The organism is Pseudomonas sp. (assembly GCF_030683065.1).
Lineage (GTDB): Bacteria > Pseudomonadota > Gammaproteobacteria > Pseudomonadales > Pseudomonadaceae > Aquipseudomonas.
Genome location: NZ_JAUXMX010000017.1, coordinates 20,519 through 45,862, shown reverse-complemented (window position 1 = coordinate 45,862; position 25,344 = coordinate 20,519). Strand labels below are relative to the sequence as shown.

Annotated in this window: 22 protein-coding genes and 1 pseudogene; 10 read left to right on the top strand and 13 right to left on the bottom strand. The window is 56.1% G+C overall.

Annotation, left to right across the window (positions count from 1 at the left end; translation table 11 throughout):
- Window positions 1-12 precede the first annotated feature (12 nt).
- Window positions 13-675, top strand: coding sequence for a transmembrane anchor protein (locus tag Q8K09_RS03975; protein WP_305253701.1), 663 nt, complete (start codon window positions 13-15; stop codon window positions 673-675).
- Window positions 676-755: 80 nt separating this feature from the next.
- Here Q8K09_RS03975 and Q8K09_RS03970 read toward each other — a convergent pair whose 3' ends face one another.
- The 3 genes from Q8K09_RS03970 to Q8K09_RS03960 are packed head-to-tail and all read right to left on the bottom strand — an operon-like array spanning window position 756 to window position 2,674.
- Window positions 756-1,535 (bottom strand): DNA-binding domain-containing protein, encoded by a 780-nt coding sequence (locus tag Q8K09_RS03970; protein ID WP_170050644.1) that lies wholly within the window; start codon window positions 1,533-1,535, stop codon window positions 756-758.
- Window positions 1,526-2,368, bottom strand: a complete 843-nt coding sequence (locus Q8K09_RS03965) for a DUF692 domain-containing protein (protein ID WP_170050643.1) — start codon at window positions 2,366-2,368, stop codon at window positions 1,526-1,528. The genes Q8K09_RS03970 and Q8K09_RS03965 overlap by 10 nt, the downstream gene beginning before the upstream one ends.
- 45 nt (window positions 2,369-2,413) lie before the next feature.
- Complete coding sequence (locus tag Q8K09_RS03960) at window positions 2,414-2,674, bottom strand: hypothetical protein (RefSeq protein WP_090503982.1); 261 nt, start codon at window positions 2,672-2,674, stop codon at window positions 2,414-2,416.
- Window positions 2,675-2,988: 314 nt separating this feature from the next.
- Here Q8K09_RS03960 and Q8K09_RS03955 point away from each other — a divergent pair, with 314 nt between their 5' ends.
- The 6 genes from Q8K09_RS03955 to Q8K09_RS03930 all read left to right on the top strand — a co-directional run bounded on the left by Q8K09_RS03955 (window position 2,989) and on the right by Q8K09_RS03930 (window position 7,870).
- On the top strand, window positions 2,989-3,195 hold the full coding sequence (locus Q8K09_RS03955; RefSeq protein ID WP_305253700.1) for a co-regulatory protein PtrA N-terminal domain-containing protein: 207 nt from the start codon (window positions 2,989-2,991) through the stop codon (window positions 3,193-3,195).
- A gap of 197 nt (window positions 3,196-3,392) precedes the next feature.
- Window positions 3,393-5,210: a copper resistance system multicopper oxidase gene (locus Q8K09_RS03950; protein ID WP_170050641.1), complete on the top strand. Its 1,818-nt coding sequence runs from the start codon at window positions 3,393-3,395 to the stop codon at window positions 5,208-5,210.
- A gap of 12 nt (window positions 5,211-5,222) precedes the next feature.
- A complete protein-coding gene (locus Q8K09_RS03945) occupies window positions 5,223-5,522 on the top strand; it encodes a hypothetical protein (protein WP_305253699.1) in 300 nt (99 codons plus the stop codon).
- A complete protein-coding gene (locus Q8K09_RS03940) occupies window positions 5,512-6,552 on the top strand; it encodes a copper resistance protein B (protein WP_305253712.1) in 1,041 nt (346 codons plus the stop codon). Before Q8K09_RS03945 ends, Q8K09_RS03940 begins: the two co-directional genes overlap by 11 nt.
- 9 nt (window positions 6,553-6,561) lie before the next feature.
- Window positions 6,562-7,425, top strand: a complete 864-nt coding sequence (locus Q8K09_RS03935; RefSeq protein WP_305253698.1) for a cytochrome c — start codon at window positions 6,562-6,564, stop codon at window positions 7,423-7,425.
- On the top strand, window positions 7,415-7,870 hold the full coding sequence (locus tag Q8K09_RS03930; protein ID WP_305253697.1) for a DUF411 domain-containing protein: 456 nt from the start codon (window positions 7,415-7,417) through the stop codon (window positions 7,868-7,870). Before Q8K09_RS03935 ends, Q8K09_RS03930 begins: the two co-directional genes overlap by 11 nt.
- 248 nt (window positions 7,871-8,118) lie before the next feature.
- Here the strand turns inward: Q8K09_RS03930 and Q8K09_RS03925 are convergent, their stop codons facing one another.
- The 10 genes and pseudogenes from Q8K09_RS03925 to Q8K09_RS03880 all read right to left on the bottom strand — a co-directional run bounded on the left by Q8K09_RS03925 (window position 8,119) and on the right by Q8K09_RS03880 (window position 21,369).
- Entirely contained in the window at window positions 8,119-9,441 is a 1,323-nt protein-coding gene (locus Q8K09_RS03925) for an OprD family porin (protein WP_167143911.1), read from the bottom strand.
- A 173-nt stretch (window positions 9,442-9,614) separates the two neighbouring features.
- Window positions 9,615-9,947: a DUF2790 domain-containing protein gene (locus Q8K09_RS03920; RefSeq protein ID WP_289238707.1), complete on the bottom strand. Its 333-nt coding sequence runs from the start codon at window positions 9,945-9,947 to the stop codon at window positions 9,615-9,617.
- Window positions 9,948-10,133: 186 nt separating this feature from the next.
- Window positions 10,134-13,262: an efflux RND transporter permease subunit gene (locus Q8K09_RS03915; protein WP_167143917.1), complete on the bottom strand. Its 3,129-nt coding sequence runs from the start codon at window positions 13,260-13,262 to the stop codon at window positions 10,134-10,136.
- A complete protein-coding gene (locus Q8K09_RS03910; RefSeq protein WP_167143920.1) occupies window positions 13,259-14,719 on the bottom strand; it encodes an efflux RND transporter periplasmic adaptor subunit in 1,461 nt (486 codons plus the stop codon). The genes Q8K09_RS03915 and Q8K09_RS03910 overlap by 4 nt, the downstream gene beginning before the upstream one ends.
- Window positions 14,716-15,978 carry a TolC family protein gene (locus tag Q8K09_RS03905; protein WP_167143923.1) on the bottom strand — a complete coding sequence of 421 codons (1,263 nt, stop codon included), beginning with the start codon at window positions 15,976-15,978 and terminating at the stop codon, window positions 14,716-14,718. Before Q8K09_RS03905 ends, Q8K09_RS03910 begins: the two co-directional genes overlap by 4 nt.
- A 90-nt stretch (window positions 15,979-16,068) precedes the next feature.
- Window positions 16,069-16,554, bottom strand: coding sequence for a hypothetical protein (locus Q8K09_RS03900; protein WP_241693740.1), 486 nt, complete (start codon window positions 16,552-16,554; stop codon window positions 16,069-16,071).
- A 189-nt stretch (window positions 16,555-16,743) separates the two neighbouring features.
- Window positions 16,744-18,003, bottom strand: a pseudogene (locus Q8K09_RS03895) (OprD family porin).
- A 130-nt stretch (window positions 18,004-18,133) separates the two neighbouring features.
- Window positions 18,134-19,537, bottom strand: coding sequence for a heavy metal sensor histidine kinase (locus Q8K09_RS03890; RefSeq protein ID WP_017675715.1), 1,404 nt, complete (start codon window positions 19,535-19,537; stop codon window positions 18,134-18,136).
- On the bottom strand, window positions 19,534-20,208 hold the full coding sequence (locus Q8K09_RS03885; RefSeq protein WP_017675714.1) for a heavy metal response regulator transcription factor: 675 nt from the start codon (window positions 20,206-20,208) through the stop codon (window positions 19,534-19,536). Before Q8K09_RS03885 ends, Q8K09_RS03890 begins: the two co-directional genes overlap by 4 nt.
- Before the next feature lie 183 nt (window positions 20,209-20,391).
- The gene (locus tag Q8K09_RS03880) at window positions 20,392-21,369 is read right to left on the bottom strand and encodes an IS5 family transposase (RefSeq protein WP_305253696.1); all 978 of its coding nucleotides are present in this window, start codon (window positions 21,367-21,369) and stop codon (window positions 20,392-20,394) included.
- A gap of 676 nt (window positions 21,370-22,045) precedes the next feature.
- On the opposite strand from Q8K09_RS03880, the gene Q8K09_RS03875 reads away from it, so the two are divergent.
- The 3 genes from Q8K09_RS03875 to Q8K09_RS03865 all read left to right on the top strand — a co-directional run bounded on the left by Q8K09_RS03875 (window position 22,046) and on the right by Q8K09_RS03865 (window position 25,338).
- The gene (locus Q8K09_RS03875; protein ID WP_296125372.1) at window positions 22,046-23,239 is read left to right on the top strand and encodes a TolC family protein; all 1,194 of its coding nucleotides are present in this window, start codon (window positions 22,046-22,048) and stop codon (window positions 23,237-23,239) included.
- 153 nt (window positions 23,240-23,392) lie between these two features.
- Window positions 23,393-24,982 (top strand): efflux RND transporter periplasmic adaptor subunit, encoded by a 1,590-nt coding sequence (locus Q8K09_RS03870; RefSeq protein WP_045733422.1) that lies wholly within the window; start codon window positions 23,393-23,395, stop codon window positions 24,980-24,982.
- Window positions 24,983-24,996: 14 nt separating this feature from the next.
- Window positions 24,997-25,338: a P-II family nitrogen regulator gene (locus Q8K09_RS03865; RefSeq protein WP_045733421.1), complete on the top strand. Its 342-nt coding sequence runs from the start codon at window positions 24,997-24,999 to the stop codon at window positions 25,336-25,338.
- Window positions 25,339-25,344: the final 6 nt, after the last annotated feature.

The window sequence follows — 25,344 nt, the reverse complement described above, 5'->3', positions numbered from 1 at the left end:
GGAATTCTCACTATGTTCAATACCAAGCTTCCGACCATCAATGAATTGCCGACCAGCCGCCAACTGCTGCGCTCCACTGTGATTGCCGTGGGTGTTGCCGCAGCCTTACTGGTCACCGTGGTGATGCCTTCGGAGTACGCCATCGACCCGACGGGCGTTGGTCGCGTACTCGGCCTGACCCAGATGGGCGAAATGAAGATAACCCTCGCCGAAGAAGCGGTAGCGGATGCAGCGGTTCAGCCAGCTGCGGCTCCAGTCGCTCAAGCTCCCGTGCCGGTTCAGCCGGTAGTTCAAGAACCTGTTGCAGCAGCACCTGTGGCCGAACCCGTAGTTGAGCCTCAGCCAGCCCTGAAGTCGGATGAAGTGACTGTCACGTTGAAGCCGGGCGAGGCCAGTGAAATCAAGCTGGAGATGCTGGACAAGGCCACTGTCAGTTACGAGTGGACGACCAATGGTATTTCGGTCAACCACGACACCCACGGCGAGCCCTACAACGGCCCCAAGGGCTATTACCACAGCTACAGCAAGGGTAAGCAGATCAAGGGCGACAAGGGTGAATTCACCGCCATCTTTGACGGCACCCACGGCTGGTTCTGGCGCAACCGCAGCAACAGCGACGTGACCATCACGCTGAAGACCAAGGGCGAGTACCTGAGCGTCAAACGCGTGATTTAAGGTTTTTGCCTCTTCCGTCAGCTGGCGGAAGAGGCAACTCTCAGCCAATGGCACCACGCCCTGCACATCCACGGCACTATTTATCGACGCTGAAGCAGTCCCTCACCGACCCACTGCTTCAGCCAGGTAGCCGCTCGCAGAGGTGCCTGTTCACCGTGTTGACCCACGAGGTTCTCGCACATTGAAGCAAACGAGCCTCCATCGCTAAGTAACCGCAAAGCCGAAGCTTCATCCGGCTCCAGAGTACGGTACTGACAGACCAACTCATGTCGCCAAACCAAGCAATCCAGGGGCGCGGATAACGTAACGACAGCAGGAATATCGGCCTCGGCCTTGGCAGCCACCCACATGCCCACGGTGTTGTACTGTAGCTGCAACCAACGAACCGAGGGTGTGAGGTATACCCGCAGATTGACCCAGTCATCAGCTGAAAAACGACTCATCACTTCCAGCGACAGTGGCTCTGTATCAGGTGCGTCGAAGGCCAGGGTAAAGGCCCATTCAAGTGTGGCGAGTTCTATCATCGGGGAACGTTGCGGCTCGGCAATATAGCCGCGGATGAACTCCGGCAGCTTCTCGCCTAACCAGCGCAAACTGAAATGTCTCGATGGCCACGCGCTGATATAAGCCATGGCCAACTGTGCAAATGACTCATCACCCATCCAGCGATGCAACGCTGGGAAGTCTTCCCTCATGACGGAAAGAAGCCTGGCGCGATAAGCGTTTTGGTAAATCATCAGGCCATCTGCGGCAGGCAGCGTATTGCTACCTTGAATCTGCTCCAACAGCTCAGGAGGGATAACGGTATCGCCTGTGGTCAGGTAACGCTCCAGCGCTTCCTGCTGAGCACTCAGGCGCATGGTGCGGCAGCCCTTAGAGCATTGGCGGAGATAGAGCGCGCCTTGGACAGCTCCGCTAATAGCTCGTCAAAGGGCGGGAAATGATCATCTCGCTCAATCAAGGTGGCAGTAGCACCTAGGTAGCTCAGTGCTTTGCCATACAGGGTCCAGACCGGGTCAGCAATCGGCTGATCGTGGGTATCAATGAGGTAGTGGCCGTAGTCGCTATGGCCGGCCAGGTGGATCTGGCGAATCCGCTCACGGGGTAACTCCATGATGAATTGCCAAGGGTCGAACCCTTGGTTTTTTGAACTGACGTAGACGTTGTTCACATCGAGCAGCAGCTCGCAGCCGGTCAGGCTGCTCAGTTCGGCTAGAAACTGAGACTCGCTCATGCAGGACGTTTTCCACTGCACGTAGGCCGACACGTTCTCAAGCACCAAGGGCCGCTGCAACACATCCTGAACCAGCCGAACCCTTGATGCCACATGCAGCAGGCTGTCCTGGGTGAATGGCATTGGAAGTAGATCATGCAGCTGGTGAGCACTACCCCGGCTCCAACACAGATGGTCAGCTACCCAGCGGGGCTGAACTCGGTCGGCTAGATTTTTCAATTGGCGTAAGTACTCAGCGTCGATCTCATGAGGACCGCCAATCGACAGGGAAACCCCGTGCATGACCAGCGGATATTGCTCTTTGATCGCATCGAGGAAGTAGAGGGCTTTTCCCCCGCCGACCATGTAGTTCTCGGAAATGATCTCGAACCAGTCGACTGCGGGGCGTTGCTCCAGAATCTGCTGGTAGTAGTCGCTACGCAAGCCCAGGCCAAAGCCCAGCATGTTGCTTTTACTCATTAGGACTCCGAGTCAAGGGAGTGACTTGCACTCCCTTGGATGGGCTTACTCGCTGGTTTTACCGCCGGCCTCATCGCATTTTTCTTGGGTCATCAAGTTGAAGCCCTGACCTTTACATTCTCCCTGGCCTTTGCAGGCGTTCTTGGCAGTCATGCAATCGTTTTGACCTTTGCAGCCATTCACACCAAAGCATTTTACTTCGGCAGTTTTTGCATCCTGAGCCGCTTGTGCAGGCAGGGTGGCAAATAGGCTGGCGGCAACGAGTGCCAATGCAGCACCGGTAGCAACGGTATTTTTGGTCGACATAGTGGCAATCTCTCTTGAGCGTTATGTGGAGGTCAGGACTATTTAGTGCCTCTGACCCGAAGAAGCGTAGGCATCGCTGCCAGGCATGCCATAAAACGAATCCGCACAGGCTTCATTAGCGGGCATGAACAGACACTACAGAGCCCTGCAGAGTCTCCACAAGAAAGAAGTAGCAACCTGACAGAACTGTAATGTTCAGCTCAGGTTTATGACAGGGCACTCTGGTTAAGGTTACTTCGAGCCTGAAGCTCAATGCCTGATGGCGACCCACTCAGGGTCACTAGGCTAACTGAACTAAATCGAGGACTTTCCAGATGAAATCAATCAAAACCCTGTTCGTGGTTATCGCGCTTACCGCTTCTTCTTTGGCGATGGCCGAAGGCGGTGCCGACCGTACTTTTGCTCGCATGGAACAGGCCAGAAAGGTATCGATGGAAGCCTATCAATTGGCCCAGCAACAGAAAAAAGAGTCGCCGGTTGCAAGTAATAAAACCCAAACAGCCGACCACGCCGACTGCTAGTACACGGCCAACCTGACAGAAATGTAATCACTTAGCCGGTTGAGATATGGCAATTTCTCAAGCTCGCTGTCGAACCGATTTGAAAAGTCACGGCAGTGGGCAAGGCTAATAGGGAAACCCTCCCAGGATGAAGCTGACAATCAACCTGAATTCACGGTTGTTTACCCTGGTTCCTCCAACTGATTGGACATAACGGTATGCACTGCAAAACCTCAAGACGAACCTTCGTTAAAGGCCTGGCCGCCACCGGCATTCTCGGAGGCCTTGGCTTGTGGCGCACTCCCGTTTGGGCGGTGACCAGCCCAGGTCAGCCCAACGTATTGACTGGCACCGACTTCGACTTATTCATTGGTGAAACGCCAGTGAACATTACCGGAGCAGCCCGGACCGCGATGGCTATTAATGGGTCCATTCCAGGGCCAATTTTGCGCTGGCGGGAAGGCGATACCGTCACGCTGCGCGTGAAAAACCGTTTAGCCGAAGACACCTCGATCCACTGGCACGGCATCATTTTGCCCGCGAACATGGACGGTGTGCCTGGCTTGAGCTTCCACGGCATCGCGCCCGATGGCATGTACGAATACAAATTCAAGGTCAATCAAAATGGTACCTACTGGTACCACAGCCACTCCGGATTGCAGGAGCAAATCGGCGTTTACGGTGCCCTGGTCATCGATGCCAAAGAGCCTGAGCCGTTCAGCTATGACCGTGATTACGTGGTGATGCTGACTGATTGGACGGATGAAGACCCAACCCGGTTATTGGCCAAGCTCAAGAAGCAGTCGGACTACTACAACCAGCACAAGCGCACCGTAGGCGACTTTATCAATGACGTGAGCGAGCAAGGTTGGTCGGCAGCAGTTGCTGATCGCAAGATGTGGGCCGAGATGAAGATGAGCCCCACCGATCTTGCCGACGTCAGTGCCTATACCTACACCTACCTGATGAATGGCCAGGCACCTAATGGGAACTGGACAGGTATCTTCAAACCGGGTGAAAAACTCCGTTTGCGCTTCATTAACGGCTCGGCCATGACCTACTTCGACGTGCGAATTCCAGGCCTGAAGATGACGGTGGTTGCGGCCGATGGCCTGCACGTCAAGCCAGTCAGCGTCGATGAGCTGCGCATCGCCGTGGCCGAGACCTACGACGTGATTGTCGAGCTCGCGGACCAAGAGGCTTACACGATTTTCGCCCAGTCCATGGATCGCACCGGCTATGCCCGCGGCACTTTGGCTACACGTGAAGGTTTGAGCGCGCCAGTACCCGAAACCGATCCTCGTCCCCTGATCGCCATGGGCGACATGGGTATGGATCACGGCAGCATGGCGGGCATGGACCACAGCAGCATGCAAGGCGGCATGAGCGGCATGGATCACAGCAAGATGGCCGGGATGGACGCTGGCGGAATGCAAGGTGATATGGCCGGTATGGACCACAGCAAAATGGCCGGCATGGACCATTCAGGTATGGCGGGTATGGGCGCAGCAATGCAATCGCATCCGGCCTCTGAAACCAATAACCCGCTGGTCGACATGCAAACCATGACTCCGACCCACAAGCTGGACGATCCAGGTATCGGCCTACGCGACAATGGTCGTCGCGTGCTGACCTATTCAGACTTGAAAAGCATCTTCCCCGACCCAGATGGCCGCGAACCCAGCCGAACTATTGAGCTGCACCTCACCGGGCACATGGAGAAGTTCTCCTGGTCCTTCGACGGCATCAAGTTCTCGGATGCCGAGCCTTTGCGCCTTAAGTACGGCGAGCGTGTCCGCATCACGCTGGTCAACGACACCATGATGACTCACCCCATCCACCTTCACGGCATGTGGAGTGATCTGGAGGATGCGAACGGCAACTTCATGGTTCGTAAACACACCATCGACATGCCGCCAGGTTCCAAACGCAGTTATCGAGTAACTGCCGATGCATTGGGGCGCTGGGCTTACCACTGCCACCTACTACTCCACATGGAAATGGGCATGTTCCGTGAAGTTCGTGTGGATGAGTAAAGGAGATATTTGATGAGCACTTTTATGAAGCGGAAGGCCCTGGTTGGCAGCGCTACCGTGTTGAGCCTTTTGGCTGCCCTGCATGCTCCGGTGTTGTTGGCCGGTAAAGATCACAGTGAGCACGAACAACATGCTACTGAGACACAGGCTCCCAAATCGGTACCTGACAAGAAGGCCGCACAAGCGAAGGAAACGGCTGCTAGTCAGCAGATGGATCACGGGGACATGAACCATGGCGGCATGGACCATGAAAGCATGATGGATAAGCATGGCGGCACCGAAGCCGAAGCAGGTTCGAACCATGACCACTAGGTTTTTACGTCCGTCCCTAACAGCACTGGCAGTGTCGCTGAGCATGCTTGGCAGCGGGCTCACCCTCGCTGCGGAAGAAATGGATCATTCGGCAATGGGCCACGGTTCCATGCCGATGGACCATAGCAAGATGAACCACGGTTCTGCCAAAGAGCCGATGGAGGGCATGGATCATAGCCAGATGGGCCATAGCCAGAGCCAAGAAAAGGCTCCGGCAATGGACCACAGCAAGATGGGTCACGGCGCTATGCAGGGGCAGATGGGAGGTATGGATCATTCAAAGATGAACCATGGCTCCGCTGAAGCCCCAAGAACGACCAGTCGCACGCCTATCCCAGTGCTGACAGATGCGGATCGTGAAGCAGCGTTCCCGCCTTTGCCAGGCCACAAGGTTCACGACAGCGCCATCAACAGCTTTTTCCTGCTCGACCAGCTCGAATACCAAGATGCCGATGAAGGCAGCACCTTGGCTTGGGATGCGTCCGGCTGGATTGGCGGAGACATCAATCGTCTCTGGCTTCGCTCCGAAGGTGAACGCACCAATGGCGTCACTGAGGATGCTGAATTGCAGGCCTTGTACGGCCGCTCGATTGGTCCCTGGTGGGATGTAGTCGCGGGCGTTCGCCAAGACTTCAAGCCAGAGTCGCCACAGACTTGGGCCGCATTCGGCATCCAGGGTATGGCGCTGTATGCCTTCGAGGCGGAGGCCACTGCCTTTGTCGGCGAGAACGGCCAGACGGCTGCGCGCGTAGAGGGCGAGTACGACATCCTGCTGACCAATCGCCTAATCCTTCAGCCGACCGCTGAAGTGAATTTCTACGGCAAGAACGATCCCGAGCGAGGCATCGGCTCCGGCCTGGCCAATGCCGAGGTCGGTCTGCGACTGCGTTACGAGATCATTCGCCAGTTCGCACCCTACATCGGCGTTTCCTGGAGTCGCTCCTTCGGCAACACGGCCGATTTGGTGCGAGATGAGGGTGATGATGTTGAGGAGGCACGCTTCGTTGCCGGTATTCGGATGTGGTTTTGAGAGCCTGACATGAAAAGAACAATTAAAACCTTAGTGGCAGCAGGTGTCGTCGGAAGCGCTGCATTAGTTGGTGGTGCCTACTTGGGCTTGGTCAACGTGGGTGCCGATGACCCTCACTTCCCGGCAGTACATGCTTTCCTGACAATGGCCAGAGACCGCTCTATCGAAGTGCGGTCCAAAGATATAGAAGTGCCCAACCTCAATGATGACGCGCTTATCAAAGCCGGGGCTGGCAACTACAACTCTATGTGCATCGGCTGTCATTTGGCACCGGGTGTTGCTGAAACAGAACTTAGCCAATCGCTGTATCCCGCTCCGCCGAACCTGACCAAGGTTGGCATCGATGGCAATCCAGCCGCTGCATTTTGGGTGATCAAGCACGGTATCAAGGCCACAGGCATGCCGGCCTGGGGTAAGAGCATGGGTGATCAGTACATCTGGGGCATGGTCGCGTTCCTCGATCAACTGCCGAAAATGGATGCCGGGCAGTATCAAGCCCTAGTTGCATCGAGCGGCGGTCACGATCATGGCGGCGGTGAGACCCAGATGCATAACCACGAAGGTCAACATGGAAGCGCCAAGGCGGATCATCACGCCGAGCCTGAGGCTGCGACAGATCATCATGCTTCGGATAGTTCAAAGGCGAACGCAGGTGCCGATCATCACGGTGATTCGTCGAGCAGTGCAGATCATCACGCAGCAGATATGACGCCATCAGGCAGCGGCGCAGACCATCATGCGACGGATGGCCCAACAGCCGAAGGTGGCGCTGGTCATCACGAAACAGAGCCAGCTCAAAAGGAGCAGATCCCGGCCGCTACTCCCAACACTCACACCCATGCCGATGGCAAAGAGCACCTTCATGACAGCTAAACGTAACGGAGCGCGAGTGACGGTGCTGGCCGTCTTGTTTATGACCTCGGCAGTTCATTCAGCTGATGCCCTGACAATCGACGTACACCGTGATGCAAATTGCGGATGCTGCAAGAAGTGGATCTCGCACTTGGAAGCGAACGGCTTCAACGTCATCGACCATGTCGAGCGCGATATGACCTCGGTGAAGCAACGACTCGGTGTTGCACCACGACTGGCGTCCTGCCACACCGCCGTGATCGACGGCAAATTCGTCGAAGGTCACGTACCAGCAGCGCAAATCATCGAACTATCCAAACGTGATGATCTGGCTGGTATCGCCGTTCCCGGCATGCCGGCAGGCTCACCTGGTATGGAAGTTGGTGGTACGCAGCATTCCTATCAGGTTATCGGGTTGACCAAGGCGGGTACTGACCAAGTTATTGCCGACTACCCCGCGCAGTAATATTCCCAGCTAGAACCGAGCACTCAGACTTTTCATTTAAAGGTGAGTGCTCGGAATAACGATTTCTCACTCCTGCGCCCTCTGTTCCCCTCAATACAGCCCTTTACGACTAGCAACACAACTAGCCGCATAGATCCGTATGAAAAAAGGCACCCGAGGGTGCCGAAGGCTGTCTCCAAACCAAAGGAGCAATACAGGGGACAGCAGTGAAGCGAGGCGAGGGCCGCAGGGCACTTGCCGATGACGCTTTAAAGCACTTCGAGCGGATATTCGACGATGAGACGAACCTCATCCAGATCCGATTCGAAATCGGTTGCACGGGTAGTCGCTTGGCGAATACGGAAGGACATGTCTTTCATTGAGCCGGCTTGCACGACGTACTTGGCTTCGATGTCGCGCTCCCATCGCTTCTGATCGGTCAGCGGATTACCATCATCGTCGCGCCGCATGTAAACCTCGTTGGCGTTGGTGTAGTCAGCATCCCAGCCCTGCGCGTAGCGGGTCATGAAGCTCAGGCCGGGTACACCAAAAGGCTCCATGTCCAAGTCATAGCGCACCTGCCAGGACTTTTCCTTGGGCGAGTTGAAGTCGCTGTACTGGATGGAGTTATCCAGGTAGATCGAGTCGGACTGACGCAGGTAATCGAAATCGTCATCGCCGTTATTGCGCTGAATGCCAACCATGACGGTATGGGCACCAAATTGCACTCCAGCCTTACCGCTCCAGATGTTGTTATCGAAGCTGCCCAGATGTTGTTTTCCCTCATCGACAGCTTTGTAGTAATTAAGTCCACCGATCAAGGCAACATCGTCGGAGAGCGGATAGCTCAACGTGGTACCAGCGTAGTACTGGTTCCACGCATCTTTGAGACGGCTGGTATAGAGGCTGATGCCGACGTTGTCGTTGACCGAGTAATCGCCGCCAAAATAGGCAATCCAGGGAGCGTCGACGGAGCCGGCATAGAACGTTGCGAAGCCATCGCGCATGCTGCTTGAGTTGGGCTCGCTCATTGAATGCAGGCGGCCACCTTGCAGGGCCAGGCCGTCAATACTGTTGTTGGCCACGGTGATACCGCGGAAGCTTTCGGGCAGGAGTCGCGAGTCGCCGTATTGAACGACGGGGCTAACAGGAAAAACATCGCCAGCTTTGATGACTGTATCCATGAACCTGGCTTTAACCGCACCTCCCACCTTGGAGTAGTCATCCTCGGGTTGCCCTGCACTGTTGTAAGGCATCACATCAACGGAGCCACCTGCGCCGGATCGCCCATCACCAGAGTCGAGTTTCAGGCCCAGCATCGCAAACGCGTCGATACCAAAGCCAACGGTACCCTCGGTGAATCCAGACTCAAACTGCCCGATGATTCCATGGGCCCACTCTTCCGAGTAACCATTACCTGTGCCGCTCGACTGCCCCTTACGAAAGTCACGATTGAAGTAGAGGTTGCGATTCAGAATAGTGAGGCTGCTGCCCTCGACGAAGCCTTCGGCCTTTTCTTCGGCGGCAATTGCAGCCTGTCCGGTGCCGATACTCAGAGCTATCAGCGATAAGCAAAAAAAGGGGTTATTCATGTGACGCTCCTGAATTATTTGGCAGTTTTATCTCGGTGAGATTTCTTGTAGTAGTTGCCGTAGCGCGCCAGGTATCGCCCGTGCGCGCTCACGCCATACTTCCACACGCCAAATAACGTCAGGGTGACTTGAAAATTACTTTTAAGTCAGTGACCTGTAAGCTCCTATGTAGCTCAGTTTTGATTCCGGCAGGCTGTACCCATTGCCCGATATTCAACAGTCTGCAAATCGCCGCTGGAGTCCTCATAGGTCATCTGAGCCGGCATTACCTCGCAACCAGAGCCTGTAGGGCTCGTATGTACAACCTTCGCGATGTCCAGCTTCATGCCGTAGCGATAGTGAGTCACCTCTGGCGGAGTCTTGCCACGAGCAGCAGCGTATTCCTGCATCGCTCTTTCATTATCCTGAATCATTCGACCATAGACACGGTCACCGCCGCCTTCGGCCATAACCAAGGACGATGCAGAAAGAATAGATACCGCCAAGACAGATTTAAGAATGTTCACGTTTAATTCCTCTACTTAGGTTGTAGTGAAAATATAAACGTATGCACCTGTCATCAAAGTGAAGCGAAAATTACATCTTCGTAATTGCAGTATTAGGGGGCTTTTTAGTAGCTCAAAAATATTAAATGACAGGGGCAACTCAGACTTCCTCTCCAGTTACCCTGTGTCATCCCCAGACCTGCTACATCATGCTTCTCCCCCTTTACGCCGCATCAACCAATACGCTGCCGGCAACACCAGCATCGACAACAATGGTGCGGTAATCATCCCACCTACCATCGGAGCGGCGATTCGCTTCATGACTTCGGACCCTGCTCCCTCGCCCCAGAGGATCGGCAATAGACCGGCAATGATCACCGCGACCGTCATCACCTTCGGCCGCACGCGCAGTACCGCCCCCTCTCGAATTGACTCAAGCAAAGCAGGATTATCTGTGCGCCCCGCTTCAACTCGGGAATGCCAGGCGTTCTGCAGATAGATCAGCATGATCACCCCGAACTCTGCCGACACCCCAGCCAGCGCAATAAAGCCAACACCAGTGGCCACCGATAGGTTGAAACCCAGCCAGTAGAGCAGCCAGACACCGCCTGTCAGGGCGAACGGTAAGGTGGCCATGATCAGCAAGGCCTCGGCCAAACGATTGAAGGTCAGATAGAGCAGCACGAAGATAATCAGCAGTGTCGCCGGAACCACCCAGGTTAGGCGTGCATTGGCGCGTTCCAAAAACTCGAACTGCCCCGAGTAGGAAATGGTCATGCCCGCATCTGGCTGCACAGACTCCGACACCCGCTGCTGGAGCTCACGTACGGTCGACGCTAGGTCACGGTCACGGACATCGACATAGACCCAGCCGGAAAGACGTCCGTTTTCGCTGCGCAGCATCGGTGGTCCTTCGCTCAGGCTTATGTCGGCCACAGAACCGAGCGTGATCTGCTGGCCTGCCGCCGTAAGGATGGGCAGCCGTTGCAACGCCTCGGGGCTGTCTCTCCACTCGCGGGGATAACGCAGATTGATCGGATAGCGCGCCAACCCTTCTACGGTTTCACCGATGTTGCTGCCACCAATAGCACCTGACACCACCGCCTGGATTTCATCGACGTTGAGGCCATAACGCGCTGCGGCCAGGCGATTGATTTTTATATCCACGTAACGCCCGCCAGTCAGTCGTTCAGCCAGCGCCGAACTCACCCCCGGCACCTGTTTGGCCACCCCTTCGATCTCACGGGTGATGCGCTCAATATCGACCAACGAAGTGCCGGCAACCTTCACCCCGATAGGACTCTTTATACCGGTGGCGAGCATGTCGATGCGGTTGCGGATCGGTGGTACCCAGATGTTCGAAAGCCCGGGGACTTTTACCGCTTGATCAAGCTCATCGATCAGCTTCTCCGCTGTCATGCCATCGCGCCACTGATCGCGTGGTTTGAACTGCACCGTAGTCTCGAACATCTCCAGTGGCGCGGGGTCAGTGGCGGTCTCTGCTCGGCCTGCTTTGCCGAACACCTGCGCCACTTCCGGCACACTGAGAATCATGCGGTTAGTCTGTTGCAGCAGCTCAGTTGCTTTACTTGCTGGAAGGCCGGGCAATGCCGAGGGCATGTAGAGCAGGTCGCCTTCGTCCATCGCTGGCAGAAACTCACCGCCAAGCCGACTTAGCGGCCAGAGACTGGAGACGAAGACCAGTAATGCCAATGCCAAAGTGGTCTTCGGCCATGCCAGCACCGCTTCAAGTACAGGCCGATAGGCCGCGATCAGCCAACGGTTCAGGGGGTTTTTCTGCTCATTGGGTATATGTCCGCGTATCCAGTAGCCCATTAGCACCGGTACCAGAGTGACTGACAGCCCGGCAGCAGCAGCCATGGCATAGGTTTTGGTAAATGCCAGCGGACCAAACAGCCGGCCCTCCTGGGCTTCGAGGGTAAACACCGGGAGAAACGACAGGGTAATGATCAGCAAACTGAAGAACAGCGCAGGGCCAACCTCAGCAGCCGCCTTGCCGATCACCTGCCAATGCGTATCGCCTTGTAGGCGCTCGTTCGGATGCTGCTCTTGCCACGTTTCGATGTGCTTGTGGGCGTTCTCAATCATCACCACGGCCGCATCGACCATGGCACCAATGGCGATGGCGATACCGCCTAGGGACATGATGTTGGCATTGATGCCTTGATGACGCATGACGATAAACGCCATAAGGATGCCGAGCGGCAGGGTAATGATCGCCACCAGCGAGGAGCGCAGGTGCCAGAGAAAGATCAGACAGACCAGGGCGACGACGACAAACTCTTCCAGCAGCTTGAAGCTGAGGTTATCTATGGCCCGGTCAATTAACTGGGAGCGGTCATAGGTCGTCACCAACTCGACGCCCGCAGGTAGGCTTGCGCGCAAGCTGTCCAGCTTCTCTTTGACTGCGCTGATCACTTCGCGAGCGTTTTTGTCCGAGCGCATGATCACCACACCACCGACCACTTCGCCTTCACCATCTAGCTCGGCTATGCCACGGCGCATCTCCGGGCCGAGTTGAATGCTGGCTACCTGGCCAAGCAAAATTGGTATGCCGGTCTGTGAGGTGCGCAACGGCACATTGCGGAAGTCCTCCAGGCTTTCCAGATAGCCTGAGGCACGCACCATGTATTCACGCTCGGCTAACTCAAGGACGGCACCCCCGGCTTCCTGGTTCGCCCCCTGTAACGCCTCCTCAATCTCCCGCTGCGTCACACCGTAGGCAACCATCTTCTGCGGATCGAGCACGACCTGATACTGCTTGACCATGCCGCCTAACGTGGCGACCTCCGCCACGTTAGGTAGGCTTTTCAGCTCGTACTTAAGAAACCAGTCCTGGATTGAGCGCAACTGCGCGAGATCATGTTTGCCGCTGCGATCCAGGAGGGCATATTGGTAGATCCAGCCCACGCCAGTGGCGTCTGGACCAAGGGTGGTGGTGACCCCATCAGGCAGTCGATCCTGCGCCTGGTTGAGGTACTCCAGTACGCGGGAACGTGCCCAGTAGAGATCTGTACCGTCCTCGAATAACACGTAGACAAACGAGTCGCCGAAGAACGAGTAACCACGCACGGTCTTCGCGCCAGGCACAGAAAGCATGGTGCTAGCCAACGGGTAGGTGACCTGGTTCTCGATGATCTGGGGGGCCTGACCTGGGAAGCTGGTGCGGATGATCACCTGAGTGTCAGAAAGATCCGGTAAGGCATCCAGCGGTGTGCTACGTAAAGACCAGATGCCCCAGGCAGTGATAAACAGGGTCGCCAACAAGACCAGCATGCGGTTGCCAATCGACCAATGAATCAGGCGCGCGATCATTGGCTGGCTCCTTGTTTAATGAGCTGCTCAACGACCAATCCGGTATCGCTCTGTCGCACAGCAATGCGTACGGAGTCGCCGATCTTCAGTCCGGTCGCGACCTCGGGCTTGGCCAGTTCAAAGGCCATGGTCATGCCGGGCATGCCCAGGCTGTTGAAGGGGCCGTGCGCAAGCGTGACCGTTTGCCCGTCAAGTTCGCGGATCACCCCCTGCGCCTCATGCAGCGGGGGTGGCTCAGGCAGCGCGTCATCGACCTGCGCCATCACGCCCTGCAGGCTGGCTTCGGAGTCGATCAGGAACTGCCCCGAGGTCACCACCGCCTGTCCCTCAGAGAGGCCCGCAAGCACTTCGAAGCGGCCATCGGCCTCCCGCCCGACCTGGATCTCATGAGGACGGTAGCGTCCTTCGCCTTCAGCCAGCATGACCAGGGCGCGTTTACCGGTGCGAATCACTGCCTCGCTGGGAATAAGCAGCACCGGCTGCTCGCCTGCGCTATTCAGCCGCACCGATGCAAACATACCGGGGCGTAACTTGCCTTCTGGATTGGGCAGTTCACTGCGCACCGTCAGCGTTCGTGTCTGCACGTCGGCACTGGGCAATAGTGCAATCACCCGGCCTTTCAGGGTTTGGCCTGGAAAAGCCGTCAGGCTTGCCCTGATCTGCGCGCCAAGCTGAACCGCTGCGGCCTGGGACTCAGGGATGGCCGCGTCGAGCCAGATGCTCGACAGCCCGTTGAGGCGTGCCAGGTCTTGGCCTGCCGAAACCGCCATGCCAGCGCGTAACTCTAGGGACAGCAACTCACCGCCAATTGGGGTGACCAATGTCTGCAATGCCTTCGGTTTAAGGGTACGTTGCACATGATCGATCAACCCTTTTGGCATACCCAGCAGCCGCATGCGTTCACGCGCGGCGTCGACCAGCCGAGCATCACCGCTCTGCAATACCGCGATGAACTCAAGCTGGGCAGCCGACCACTCGGGGATCAGCAGGTCAGCCAACGGCGTTCCTGCAGGCAGTACATCTCCGGGGGCACGGCCATAGACCCGCTCGACAAAGCCGGCAGAGCGCGCCTGCAAAGTAGCGACTTCGCGCTGGTTGTAGGCCAGTGAACCTACCGCATCGATACCGGATGGTAGTACTGCCCGTACGACCGTCGACGTGCGCATGCCTAGGTTCTGGATTGCTTGTGCAGGCACGCTGATAGCGCTCGTATCCTGCTCAGTGCCGGCATACTTCGGCACCAGCTCCATGTCCATAAAGGGAGACTTGCCTGGCTGCTCGAAACGCTGAGTCGGCACCATCGGGTCGTACCAGTAGAGCACCTGGCGATCTTCTGATTTTGCTGCTGGCATCTGCTCATGGGATGAGCTTTGCTGGCCCAGCCAGAAACCGCCAGCGGTTCCACCCGCCGCGATGGCTAGGCCCAATAGGCAATACTTCAGAGTGAGCGCTTTCATTTCAGGCCCTCCACATAGGCGTAATACAGACTTGCGGAGAGCTGGCTGAGCTGGCGCTGTTGTTCGATTTTCCGCAATTGCGCCTCGATCAGGTCACGACGGGCATTGATCACAGCCGCCAATTGACTGTTGCCCGCTTTGTAGGCAGCAAGCTCCAGATCCACGCGCTTGCTCGACAAGGGGATAAGGTGTTGTTCGGTACGGATCAACATCTTGCGCAGCTGCGCCAACTCGGCGAGGCCGCTTTCCAGTTCGGCTTGGTGAGCGCGCAGCAGCACCTCCTGTTCGGCCTCCACCTGGGCCACGCTGTGTTGCTTGGCGTTGATCTTGGGTCCCTGACGGGTGCCGACGAACATGGGCAGGTCAAAGGTGAACTGCAACATCACCATGTCGCCGAACTGGTTATCACGGTTGTTGTAGGCGAACTCCACACCCCAGTCGGGTTTCTTCTCGGAAACTGCCTCGGCCAGCTCAGCATTAGCTTCGCCCACACGGGCGGCCGCAGCCCGCAGATCTGGATGTTCCCCCAGGCGATGCTGCAGGTGCGGTACTTCCAAGCTAAGCGCAGGTGGAGTCCCGGCCAGTGGCTGACTCGCATCATCGCCTACCCAGCGGCGTAACGTGGCGCGTGCAATCGCAACATCACGATCCAGCTCATCACGCCGGTCCTCAAGCGTTAGTGCTTCCTGATCGGCCTGAAGAAGCTCGCTGGATCGCGCGGAGTTGCCAGCGATCAATGCCTGTATAGCTGAGCGCAGCAGGGTGATCTGTTCATCCAACTCAGAGAAAAGCTCAACGCGACGCTCTGCGTAATAGACATCGAGCCAGCTCAGCGCCGTCTGCCGCTTGGTCTCCAAGACCATCGCGCGTTGCTCTGCTTCGGCACGGGTAACAGTGGCCTCAGCCAGTTGCCGGCGAGCCTGGCGCTTATCGCTGTTGGGCACTTCCTGCATCAGGCCAATGCGGCGCATGGTCATAAAGTCGCGATTAAGCGAGTAGCGATCCGGGCCTTCAATCGGCAGGTTATCCACGCCCAGGATCAACTTGGGATCAGGTAGAGCATCCGACGGAAGCACAGCCTGTTGTGCCGACTCGACTTGGGCCTGCCTGGCAAGATTCTCTGGGGCCGTACGTTCGACAAGGGCTTGAGCACGGGCGAACGTAAGTGGCTCCGCCTGCGCGGTGAGAAATGAACTCACCCACAGCACAGCAGCCAGCACGCCCGAACAGCCACGGCGTGCGAAAAGGAAAGCAGGCATGCTTTCGTCTCCAATGACGTTGATCGATGCCGCCTAAATGCAGGCGACAACAGAACGCTCTCTTAGCGGAGCGCATTTCAGATCAGAGCATCAGGAGACGCGGGGTGGACGCCAAAGACCGGCGGGCTCTCGTTGAAGTAGCGGCTGTATCAGCGCTGTTTGCGGGGAAGCATGCAATGGAGCGAAGAGTTTGATCACCACAGTTTGCAGCAGACCACTGGTTTTGCATTCCTGGCCGGCTTTGCAGGGCGATTTGCTGCCTGAGCTGGATGTGTCGCTCATGTCCTCACAGCAAGGAGCCTCACTGCCGGCATGATCCATATCGGCCATGGCACTTTGCATCGGGCAAGGTTCAGCTGCCGGCATGCTGCCAAAAGCTGGCAGCATCAGGCTGAGTACCAAAACCAGGACCGAGAAAAACCGATACATAGCGGTTGCCGTTAGCGTGTCTGAATAAACATTAGCAGAGCTCTTTTGCTCAACACAGCGATAAAACGTGCCATGGAACACTTGATCAATAAACTGGATTGTCTGGTCACTGTGGCGATTTAGAGCACTGGTAGTGCCAGCCAGCATCGGGCGGGCGGGTTCTGCTTGGGCTTGGACATATCTTCAACCTTTCCACGGCGGCAAGGTCAAGCGTTTTTCTTTCAGTTAACTAACACTTGCATATCAAGCTCTGCAGTGCAGCACAGTGTGGGTGAGGCTCGCGATGTTGGATCTTCCTTGATCCAAGCGCGTCCTGCGTCTCCTCAATGAACGTGATTACAACAGTGGAAGTGTGTAGCTGACGATCAGGCGGTTCTCATCAACGTCGTTGCCGAAGTTGGTTGAACGTAGTGTGGCGTTGCGCCATTTCACGCCCAGGTTTTTCAGTACGCCGTCCTGGAAGACATAGGCGATGTCAGTGTTGCGCTCCCACTCCTTACCATCGGCTTTGCCTGCGCCTAGATCAATATTGTCACCAGTCAGGTAACGGGTCATGAACGTCAAGCCAGGGATGCCAACGCTGGCAAAGTTGAAGTCATAGCGGGCCTGCCATGAGGTTTCGTCTTTGTTAGCGAAGTCGCCGATCTGTACATAGTTGACCAGGAACGGATCGGTGCCGTTGATGTAGGCGTAACCGGTGTCTCCGCTCATGCTCTGGTAGCCAACGCCGAGGGCGTGGCCACCAAAGGCGTAGGTAAACATTGCTCCGAATGCCTTGTTGTCGACGTTGCTGTTACCTTCGTCGGTAGAGCGGGCGTAGCGCAGATCAGTTTTCAGCGACTGTTTATCACCCAACGGCAAGGTGTGCAGGACCGTGAAAATATGCTGCTTATAGAAGTCATCCAGATTGCCGTAGTTGTAGCCGGTAGCCAGGTTGCTGTTCCATTTGTAGGTCGCCCCGGCGAAGTTGAATTCATCGCTCGTCTGGGTTCCGCCGCCGCTGATAGCGCGGGCTGCGCCGCTGGCAATGCTGAGGTCTTCGCTATCGGATGAGTCGCGCTGACTTACTTGCTTGAGCTGGCCTGCATCGAAGGTAAGCCCGTCAATCTCCAGCGAATTCAGGTGCCCGCCTTGAAAGGTCTGTGGCAGCAGGCGCGAATCGTTTGCTTGGACGGTTGGCAGTCTAGGTTGCAGCGTGCCCAGTTTCAGCACGCTGTTTGAGGCGCGCAGCTTCGCGGTTAAGCCCATCTCACCATATTCATCCTGCGCGGCACGAGGTGCTTCTTTATCGCGCTTGAGCAGGCCCGTGCCTGAGCGTTCGGCACTGGAGTCCAGCTTGAGACCCAGCATGCCGATAGCGTCAATGCCGACGCCTATGGTTCCTTCGGTGAAACCGGATTCGTAGCGCATCAGGAAGCCTTGGGCCCATTCCTCCTGCTTTGATTGGCTGGCTGAATCTTGGCGGAAGTCACGATTAAATTAGAAGTTACGCGCTTCCAGACCAGCTTTGCTGTCCGCCAAGAAGTCAGCGGCCGCAGGCTGGCTGAGACTGAGTACCCCAGTACTCACCGCGACTGCCAAGAGGGTCTTCTTCATTGTTGTTTCTCCATGATCAGGGGGTTGGCATATCGGGGAGTCGTCGCTGCATGCCGTGCTCTCCGAATAGGGGGGCAGGTTCCTCTGCGCCAATGCTCAGCTGGGGGCTAGGCCAGTTCGCGCGCAATAACTAGGTCGAGGAACCATTACGGACTTTGGGGAAGATCAAGCGGAATACGGTAAAGCTGCCTGGCAGGCTGCTGACCTCGACCGTGCCCTGGTGCAGGCTCATGATCGAGCGAACAATTGCCAGGCCCAGCCCTGTACCCCCTTCGGCACGAGAACGGCTGGTATCGACGCGGTAGAAGCGCTCAAACAAATGGGGGATGTGCTGTGCGGGGATGCCAATACCAGGGTTTCCGACCGAGAACGATACGGTTTCGCTGTGCTTCTCGATCAGCAGCGAGATGTTTGCGCCGATAGGGCTATGCCGAATCGCATTGGACAAAAGGTTTGAAATGGCGCGCTGCACCATCAGCCGATCACCGAAGGTTCGGCCTGCTCCGGCAATGCTCAGACTGATCTGCTTCTCTTCCGCGGAGATGCTGAACAGATCCACAACGCGTCTTGCCTCGTCTTCCAGGGCAATCTTCTCGAAGGGCACCAGGGACGCTGGGTGGCTGACTTGAGCGAGAAACAGCATGTCGGAAACAATCCGGGTAACGCGCTCAAGCTCTTCTGTACAGCACTCCAGTACGGCTTTGTATTCCTCTGGCGGACGCTCTCTGGAGAGGGTTACCTGGGCTTTGCCCATCAGGTTGGTGATGGGCGAACGCAACTCATGGGCTAGGTCATCAGAGAATTGCGATAGCTGCTGAACGCCGCCATCAAGTCGATGCAGCATGAAGTTGATGCCGTGGGCCAGCGCGCTGAGCTCTTGTGGAAGTTTGTCGACGGAAATCCGATGGGTCAGGTCCTGCGTGGAGATCAGCGAGGCAACTTGACGAAATTGCCGGAGAGGAGAGAGGCCTCGCTGCACGATCCACCATGCGCCCATGCCAATCAGCGCGAGCAGAAGAGGGAGTGCGATCAGTGTTGATTTGAGGTAGGCGCTGAGCAGCGCTTCGTCGGCAGATCGATCAATTGAGAGCAGGACTCTGACGTGGTCGCCATCGTTGAGCAGCATCACTTTGGATGCGGTCAGGAAGTTGTTTCCCTCAGTATCCGACCAGCTTTGGTAACTAGGGGTATCGCCTGCCGGTATGTTGGCAAGAATGGGCTCCCTGGATTTCTCACCCAGATTCAGGAGTAATTTTGTGCCTGACTTTTTCCCGTAGATCGTCAGGTGCAGGTTGTCATGTCCCATGACCAGATCCAACAGTGCGTGAGGCTGCTGGGAAATTGCATGGGCGCTCATGTCTTCAGCGAGACTGTGCTGAATCTGCTCCAGTTTGCCGTCAAGACTCTTCTTGGCCAAAGAGTCCAACTCATGAGTCAGTGCGAAGTAGGCGAGTGCCGCTAGCAGAACAACCAGTGCCGCCCCCATCACGCTGACCGACAGGCCAAGGCGCATGGATAGACTGGCCGGCCTCATGCTCGCTCCTCAAGCACGTACCCAACACCCCTAAGGGTGTGGATCAGTTTGTTATCGAACGGGTCATCAATTTTGGCGCGCAGCCTGCGGATGGAGACTTCGACGACGTTGGTATCGCAGTCAAAATTCATATCCCAGACCAGCGAAATGATCTGGGTGCGCGATAGCACTTCCCCAGAGCGGCGCATCAGTAGGTGCAGCAACGCAAACTCTTTGGTGGTCAGATCGATACGCTGCTCGCCACGGAACGCGCGGTGCCTAGCCGGATCAAGTTCAAGGTCGGCTACCCGCAGCACTTCCGGTACCGGAATTTGTTCGCTTCGCCGTAGCAACGTACGAATTCGCGCAAGTAATTCAGGGAACTCAAACGGTTTGACTAAATAATCATCCGCGCCCAAATCCAGGCCTTTAATTTTATCCACTAAGCGGCCGCGCGCGGTCAGCATTATTACGCGAGTACTGCTGTTGCTGCGTATATGCTCAAGCACACCCCAGCCATCAATTTCTGGAAGGTTTACATCAAGCACTACCAAATCGTAAGCGTGTTGCCTAACAAGATGGAGGCCGTCAACTCCCGTGGCAGCCTTATCAACTACATAGCCACTTTCGCTTAAGCCTTGGTGTAAGTACTCAGCAGTCTTGGGCTCGTCCTCGACAATAAGGATTCGCATAAATATTCACCTTAAAATGTGCGGCCAGTATTTTTTAGGGAAGGTCTGAAGTAGTGCCATTTCCCGGACTGATTTCCTCAATAACTCGAAAAAACAGCGTCTCAATCGAAAACTAAGCCATTTGCCACCTTCAAATGCATGGTTTTGCCCTTGTGGCGCGTTTCGCAGGGTTCATTCCCTGCATTACGGGCGCACCTCTCCTGCGGTCATCAACTGTTTTCGCACCATCCACAGGTTCGACAGCGCAAACAACGTGACCTGCTGGGCTGTGTTTTTCACCAAGCCGCGAAAGCGCACCTTGGTGTAGCCGAACTGGCGCTTGATCACACGGAACGGATGCTCGACCTTCGCACGCACCTGCGACTTGGCGTATTCAATCTTGCGTATCGCTTGGCCGATCGGGCATTTCTTACCGTGTTTTTTGTATGAGCTGGGTCGGGCGGAAATCGACCAAATCATTTTCCGGCCTTTATGCTCGGGCCGCTTGTGGACACCGGTGTAGCCGGCATCGCCGGCCGTGTGAGTTTCCTTACCATGCAGTAATTGGTCGACTTGCGTCACGTCGGCCACATTGGCGGCGGTACCCACCACGCTGTGCACCAGGCCCGAGTCGGCATCCACACCAATGTGCGCTTTCATGCCGAAATAAAATTGGTTGCCTTTCTTGGTCTGGTGCATCTCAGGGTCGCGCTTGCCTTCCTTATTCTTGGTCGAACTGGGCGCATGAATGATCGTGGCATCGACGATGGTGCCGTGGCGCAGCAATAAGCCGCGGTCGCCGAGGTAATCATTAATGACGCCCAGAATCCCGGCGGCCAGGTCGTGTTTCTCCAATAGGCGGCGGAAGTTGAGGATGGTGGTTTCATCCGGGATGCGCTCCAGGCTCAGCCCGGCAAAGTGGCGCAAAATCGTGGTCTCGTAGAGCGACTCTTCCATCGCCGGATCGCTGTAGCCGAACCAGTTCTGCATCAGGTGCACTCGCAAGATCGCCATCAACGGGTATGACGGCCGTCCACCTTCACCCTTCGGGTAATGCGGTTCAATTAACGCAATCAAGCCTTTCCACGGCACCACCTGATCCATCTCGATCAAAAAGCGTTCACGACGGGTTTGCTTACGCTTACCAGCGTACTCAGCATCGGCGAAGGAGATCTGCTTCATCGGAAAACTCGGCGGGTGGTGTCCGGCTATTTTGCCAAAATCAGGAAGTCTTTTTCAGAGTTTCCTTAGATTTTCTTTTGTTGTGGCTGCAGAGTGGTTTTAATTCTTTAATCGGTGATCACTGACATGACCTGAGGCGTTTCAGCTTTCACCAAGGCTAAAGCCTGTAGCGGCTTTAGGGTCAAGCCGTAATGCCCGTTTTGACAAGGCTCATGGGGTTAGCGACAACGTGTCGCACGTCTCGAACTCATCCAAAACACCCAACTTTGGACTGGCAGGGCTGCCCCGTGGCGCTAGGAACGGGGCAACCCTTATTTATCTGTGTTTGTTTCTATTTGTTGCTGGACGCTAAATCGCCTGCTCTCTTGAACGCTGCCAATATTAATACAGCCACACCTGAAAAAGTGCTGGATAACGTATTTGTAATTTTCCAGTCACCTTGCTGATAGGCATAGAGCACTACATTCTGCCGGGAATTGGCTTTCTACTTATTTTCCTAAGTAATAACCTGCTAGATTTCTCAGGCTAAATAAATAGCAAGGCCTTCATTTATTCCAGCAGAGTTAGTTCTGCGGAGGGCTTTTAAGTGTATGTAGAAACAGTCGCCGGTTATGGTGTAGGCATAGGTAAGCTCTGTGTATTTTCAGGCCTACTGGCCGCATTGTTGATTGCTCCAGTGACAACAATTGCTACTGAATCAGTCGGGCAATCAATAACGATTGAGGAGGCGCTGGCGCAAGCGCTCACCGAGAACCAGGAGTTCGCTGCAGCACAATGGAATACTGGCATTGCCAAAGGCGCTCGTACCCAGGCTGGGCTGATCCCAAATCCTGAGCTGTCCTGGAGCGTTGAGGACACGCGCAGTGAGTCGCGCGTTACCAGCATTCAGGTATCTCAGCCAATTGAGTTGGGCGGCAAGCGTGGCGCGCGCATCGATGTTTCTGAACGTGATCAGGACGCTGTGGCGATTGACCTAGAGCGTAAGAAAAACACCTTGCGCGCTGAGGTTATCCAGGCCTTTTACTCGGCACTGCGTGCCCAGGAAGGACTGCAGCTTTCCACTCAGTCGTTAGACCTTGCCCTTCGCGGACTTCAGGTGGTCGAAGCGCGCGTAAAGGCCGGCAAGGCTTCGCCAATCGAAATTTCGCGTGCTCAGGTGCAGCTTTCGGAAATTCAACTGGAGCTGAATCGCGCACGCCTCAATCGAAGCAATGCCTACAAGCAACTGGCGCTCATAACGGGTGCCAAGACGCCGAACTTCGAACATGTCGAGGGTGATCTTGAGCGCCTGCCGTATCTGCCATCGCAGGCTGAGATGCTTGCACGCATAACAGATACAGCGGACCTGCGGCTGGCCAGCATGCAAATCCAGCGTGCCGAGTCTTCCTTGGAACTCGAAAAGTCGCAGCGCATTCCAGACCTCACCGTCAGTGTTGGCAGCCAATACGACGAAGGGCTTGGCGAGCGCGTCAATTTGCTCGGCTTGTCGATGCCTATTCCGTTGTTCAACCGTAACCAAGGCAATGTGCTGGCCGCTGCTCAAGGAGCTGACCAAGCGCGGGATTTGCGCAATGCCGCAGAACTCCGCCTGCGCGCGGAAGCCCAGCAGGCATTTGAGCAGTGGGAAAGCGCTAGAAGTGAAGTCGACTCGATCAGCGGCACACTGCTGCCGACCGCGCAGCAAGCAGTAGAGGGCGCAGTACGTGGATTCGAGATGGGCAAGTTTGCCTTTATCGATGTACTCGATGCTCAGCGCACCCTCGTAAGCATGCGCTCCCAGTACCTGAATACCCTGGATGAAGCTATCTCGGCCTGGGTGAGCTTGGAGAAGATTTACGGCTCCCAACTCAACATCGAATTCAAAAAATAAGCATCTCTGCGCACCTACATAACGCCTTAGACGGTCGCGTCATGCGACATGAAGCCTCGCCTGCTTTCCTGGCGGCTGCATGTTTATTGAGCGCGTTTAGTCGCCGCCTGGGCATGAATCAAATTCAATACTTTTGATAATTTGGAGTTACCAATGGCATCAACAACTCCCAGAAAGCAGTGGCTGATGATTGTGGCTGTTGTCGTCATCGGTTTAGCCGTGGCGGGCCTGATTCTAAGTGGTAGCCCTGGTAAGTCCGGGGAGGAAGGCCATGGCCATGATGAGAGTCATGAGGATGTATCGGCTCACGCAGATCCCGAGCACCACGGGGAGGCTTCGGCCGACGAGCATGAAGAGGCCGATGAGCATGCAGATAAAGAGCACCATGAAACTGTAGAACCCACCAAGGGCGAGCATGGCGGCAAGCTTTTCACCGAGGGTGATTATGCGCTTGAAGTGACGATTTTTGAGGAGGGCGTAGAGCCTCAGTTCAGGCTCTATACCTACCTGGACGGCAAGCTTCTAAATCCTGCTGAAAGCACGGTGCAAGTGACCTTGTTGCGTCTTGGCCAACCTGCGCAAATCATCAATTTCAGCAAAGAGAATAACTACCTACGTGGCGATGCCGCGGTTGTAGAGCCGCATTCATTCCAGGTTTCCATCAGCGCCACGCACAGTGGCAAGAGCTATTCGTTCGGTTACGAGCAGGTTGAGGGCCGCGTGACCATGACGGATGCGCAGCTTGAGCAGGGTGGCGTCACGCTCGCCACTGCTGGTCCCGCGAAAATCGCCTCCACGCTGCAAGTGCTCGGCGAGGTTCGTTACAACGGTGACCGCACGGTTCAGGTGACCCCGCAACTTGCCGGGCGCGTCGACTCGGTGGCGGTTAGTGCTGGCGATACGGTCAGCAAGGGTCAGGTATTGGCCAAAATCTCCAGCCAGGCGCTGGCCGAACTGCGTGGCGAGCTACTGGCCGCCCAGCAACGCTCTGCGCTTGCCCGCACGACCTATGCACGTGAAAAGCAATTGTGGGAAGAGAAGATTTCCGCCGAGCAGGACTTCCTGCAGGCGCAAGTTGCCATGCAGGAAGCTGCTATCGCAGTGCAGCGCGTCCAGCAACAAATCGCTTCGCTGGGCGGTGCACCGGCCAAAGGCCAGAATCTCACCGAATTCGAGATTCGTGCCCCTATCGATGGCGTGATAACCAGCAAAAGCATCTCTGTTGGTGAAGTACTCAAAGAGGATTCCGCAGTCTTTACCGTCTCGGATTTGTCGACCGTATGGGTGGACTCAACCGTCGCGGCGAAAGACTTGGGCGTAATCGCCGAAGGGCAAAACGTTGTCGTGAGCTCCAGCGCATTCGCCGCCACGGCTAAGGGCTCCATTTCCTATGTCAGCGCTCTGGTTGGGGCGCAAACCCGCTCAGCGACTGCTCGCATCGTGCTAGCTAACCCAGATCGGCTATGGCGGCCTGGTTTGCCAGTGACGGTCGAGGTGATTGCCGAGGAGAACAACGTTCCCGTTGCAGTAGCGGTCGAAGCGATCCAGACCGTTCGCGATTGGCAGGTAGTGTTCGGCCGCTTCGATAACCAGCTAGAAGCTCGGCCTCTTGAGCTGGGCAAATCCGACGGCCGCTTCGTCGAGGTTATCTCGGGTCTGAAGGCGGGCGATCGATACGCGCTGAAGAACAGCTTCCTGATCAAAGCTGAGCTTGGCAAAGCCGGCGCGAGCCATGACCACTAATTCGGAGTCGAGCTATGAAACAAGTTACAGCTATTTTTCGCCCGATCCGGCTTGAGGCCGTCGAGCAAGCTTTGCATGCACTGCCACACCTGCCTGGATTTACCATCCTGCCCGCCCATGGTCATCCACGTGGCCACGGCAAGGATCACAGCTACATCGCCGACGAGTGGAACCCCGACGCCCATCAGCATCTCGTGCTGCTGGCGTTCTGTTCAGAAGAAGTTGCCGATGAGATCGTCCATGCCATCGAGAAGGCCGCCCACACAGGTGTACCCGGTGATGGAATCGTCGCCGTGGCCCCTTTGACCGACGCATTGCGCATCCGTACTGGAGAGCGCGGTGATGCTGCGCTTTAGGGGAAA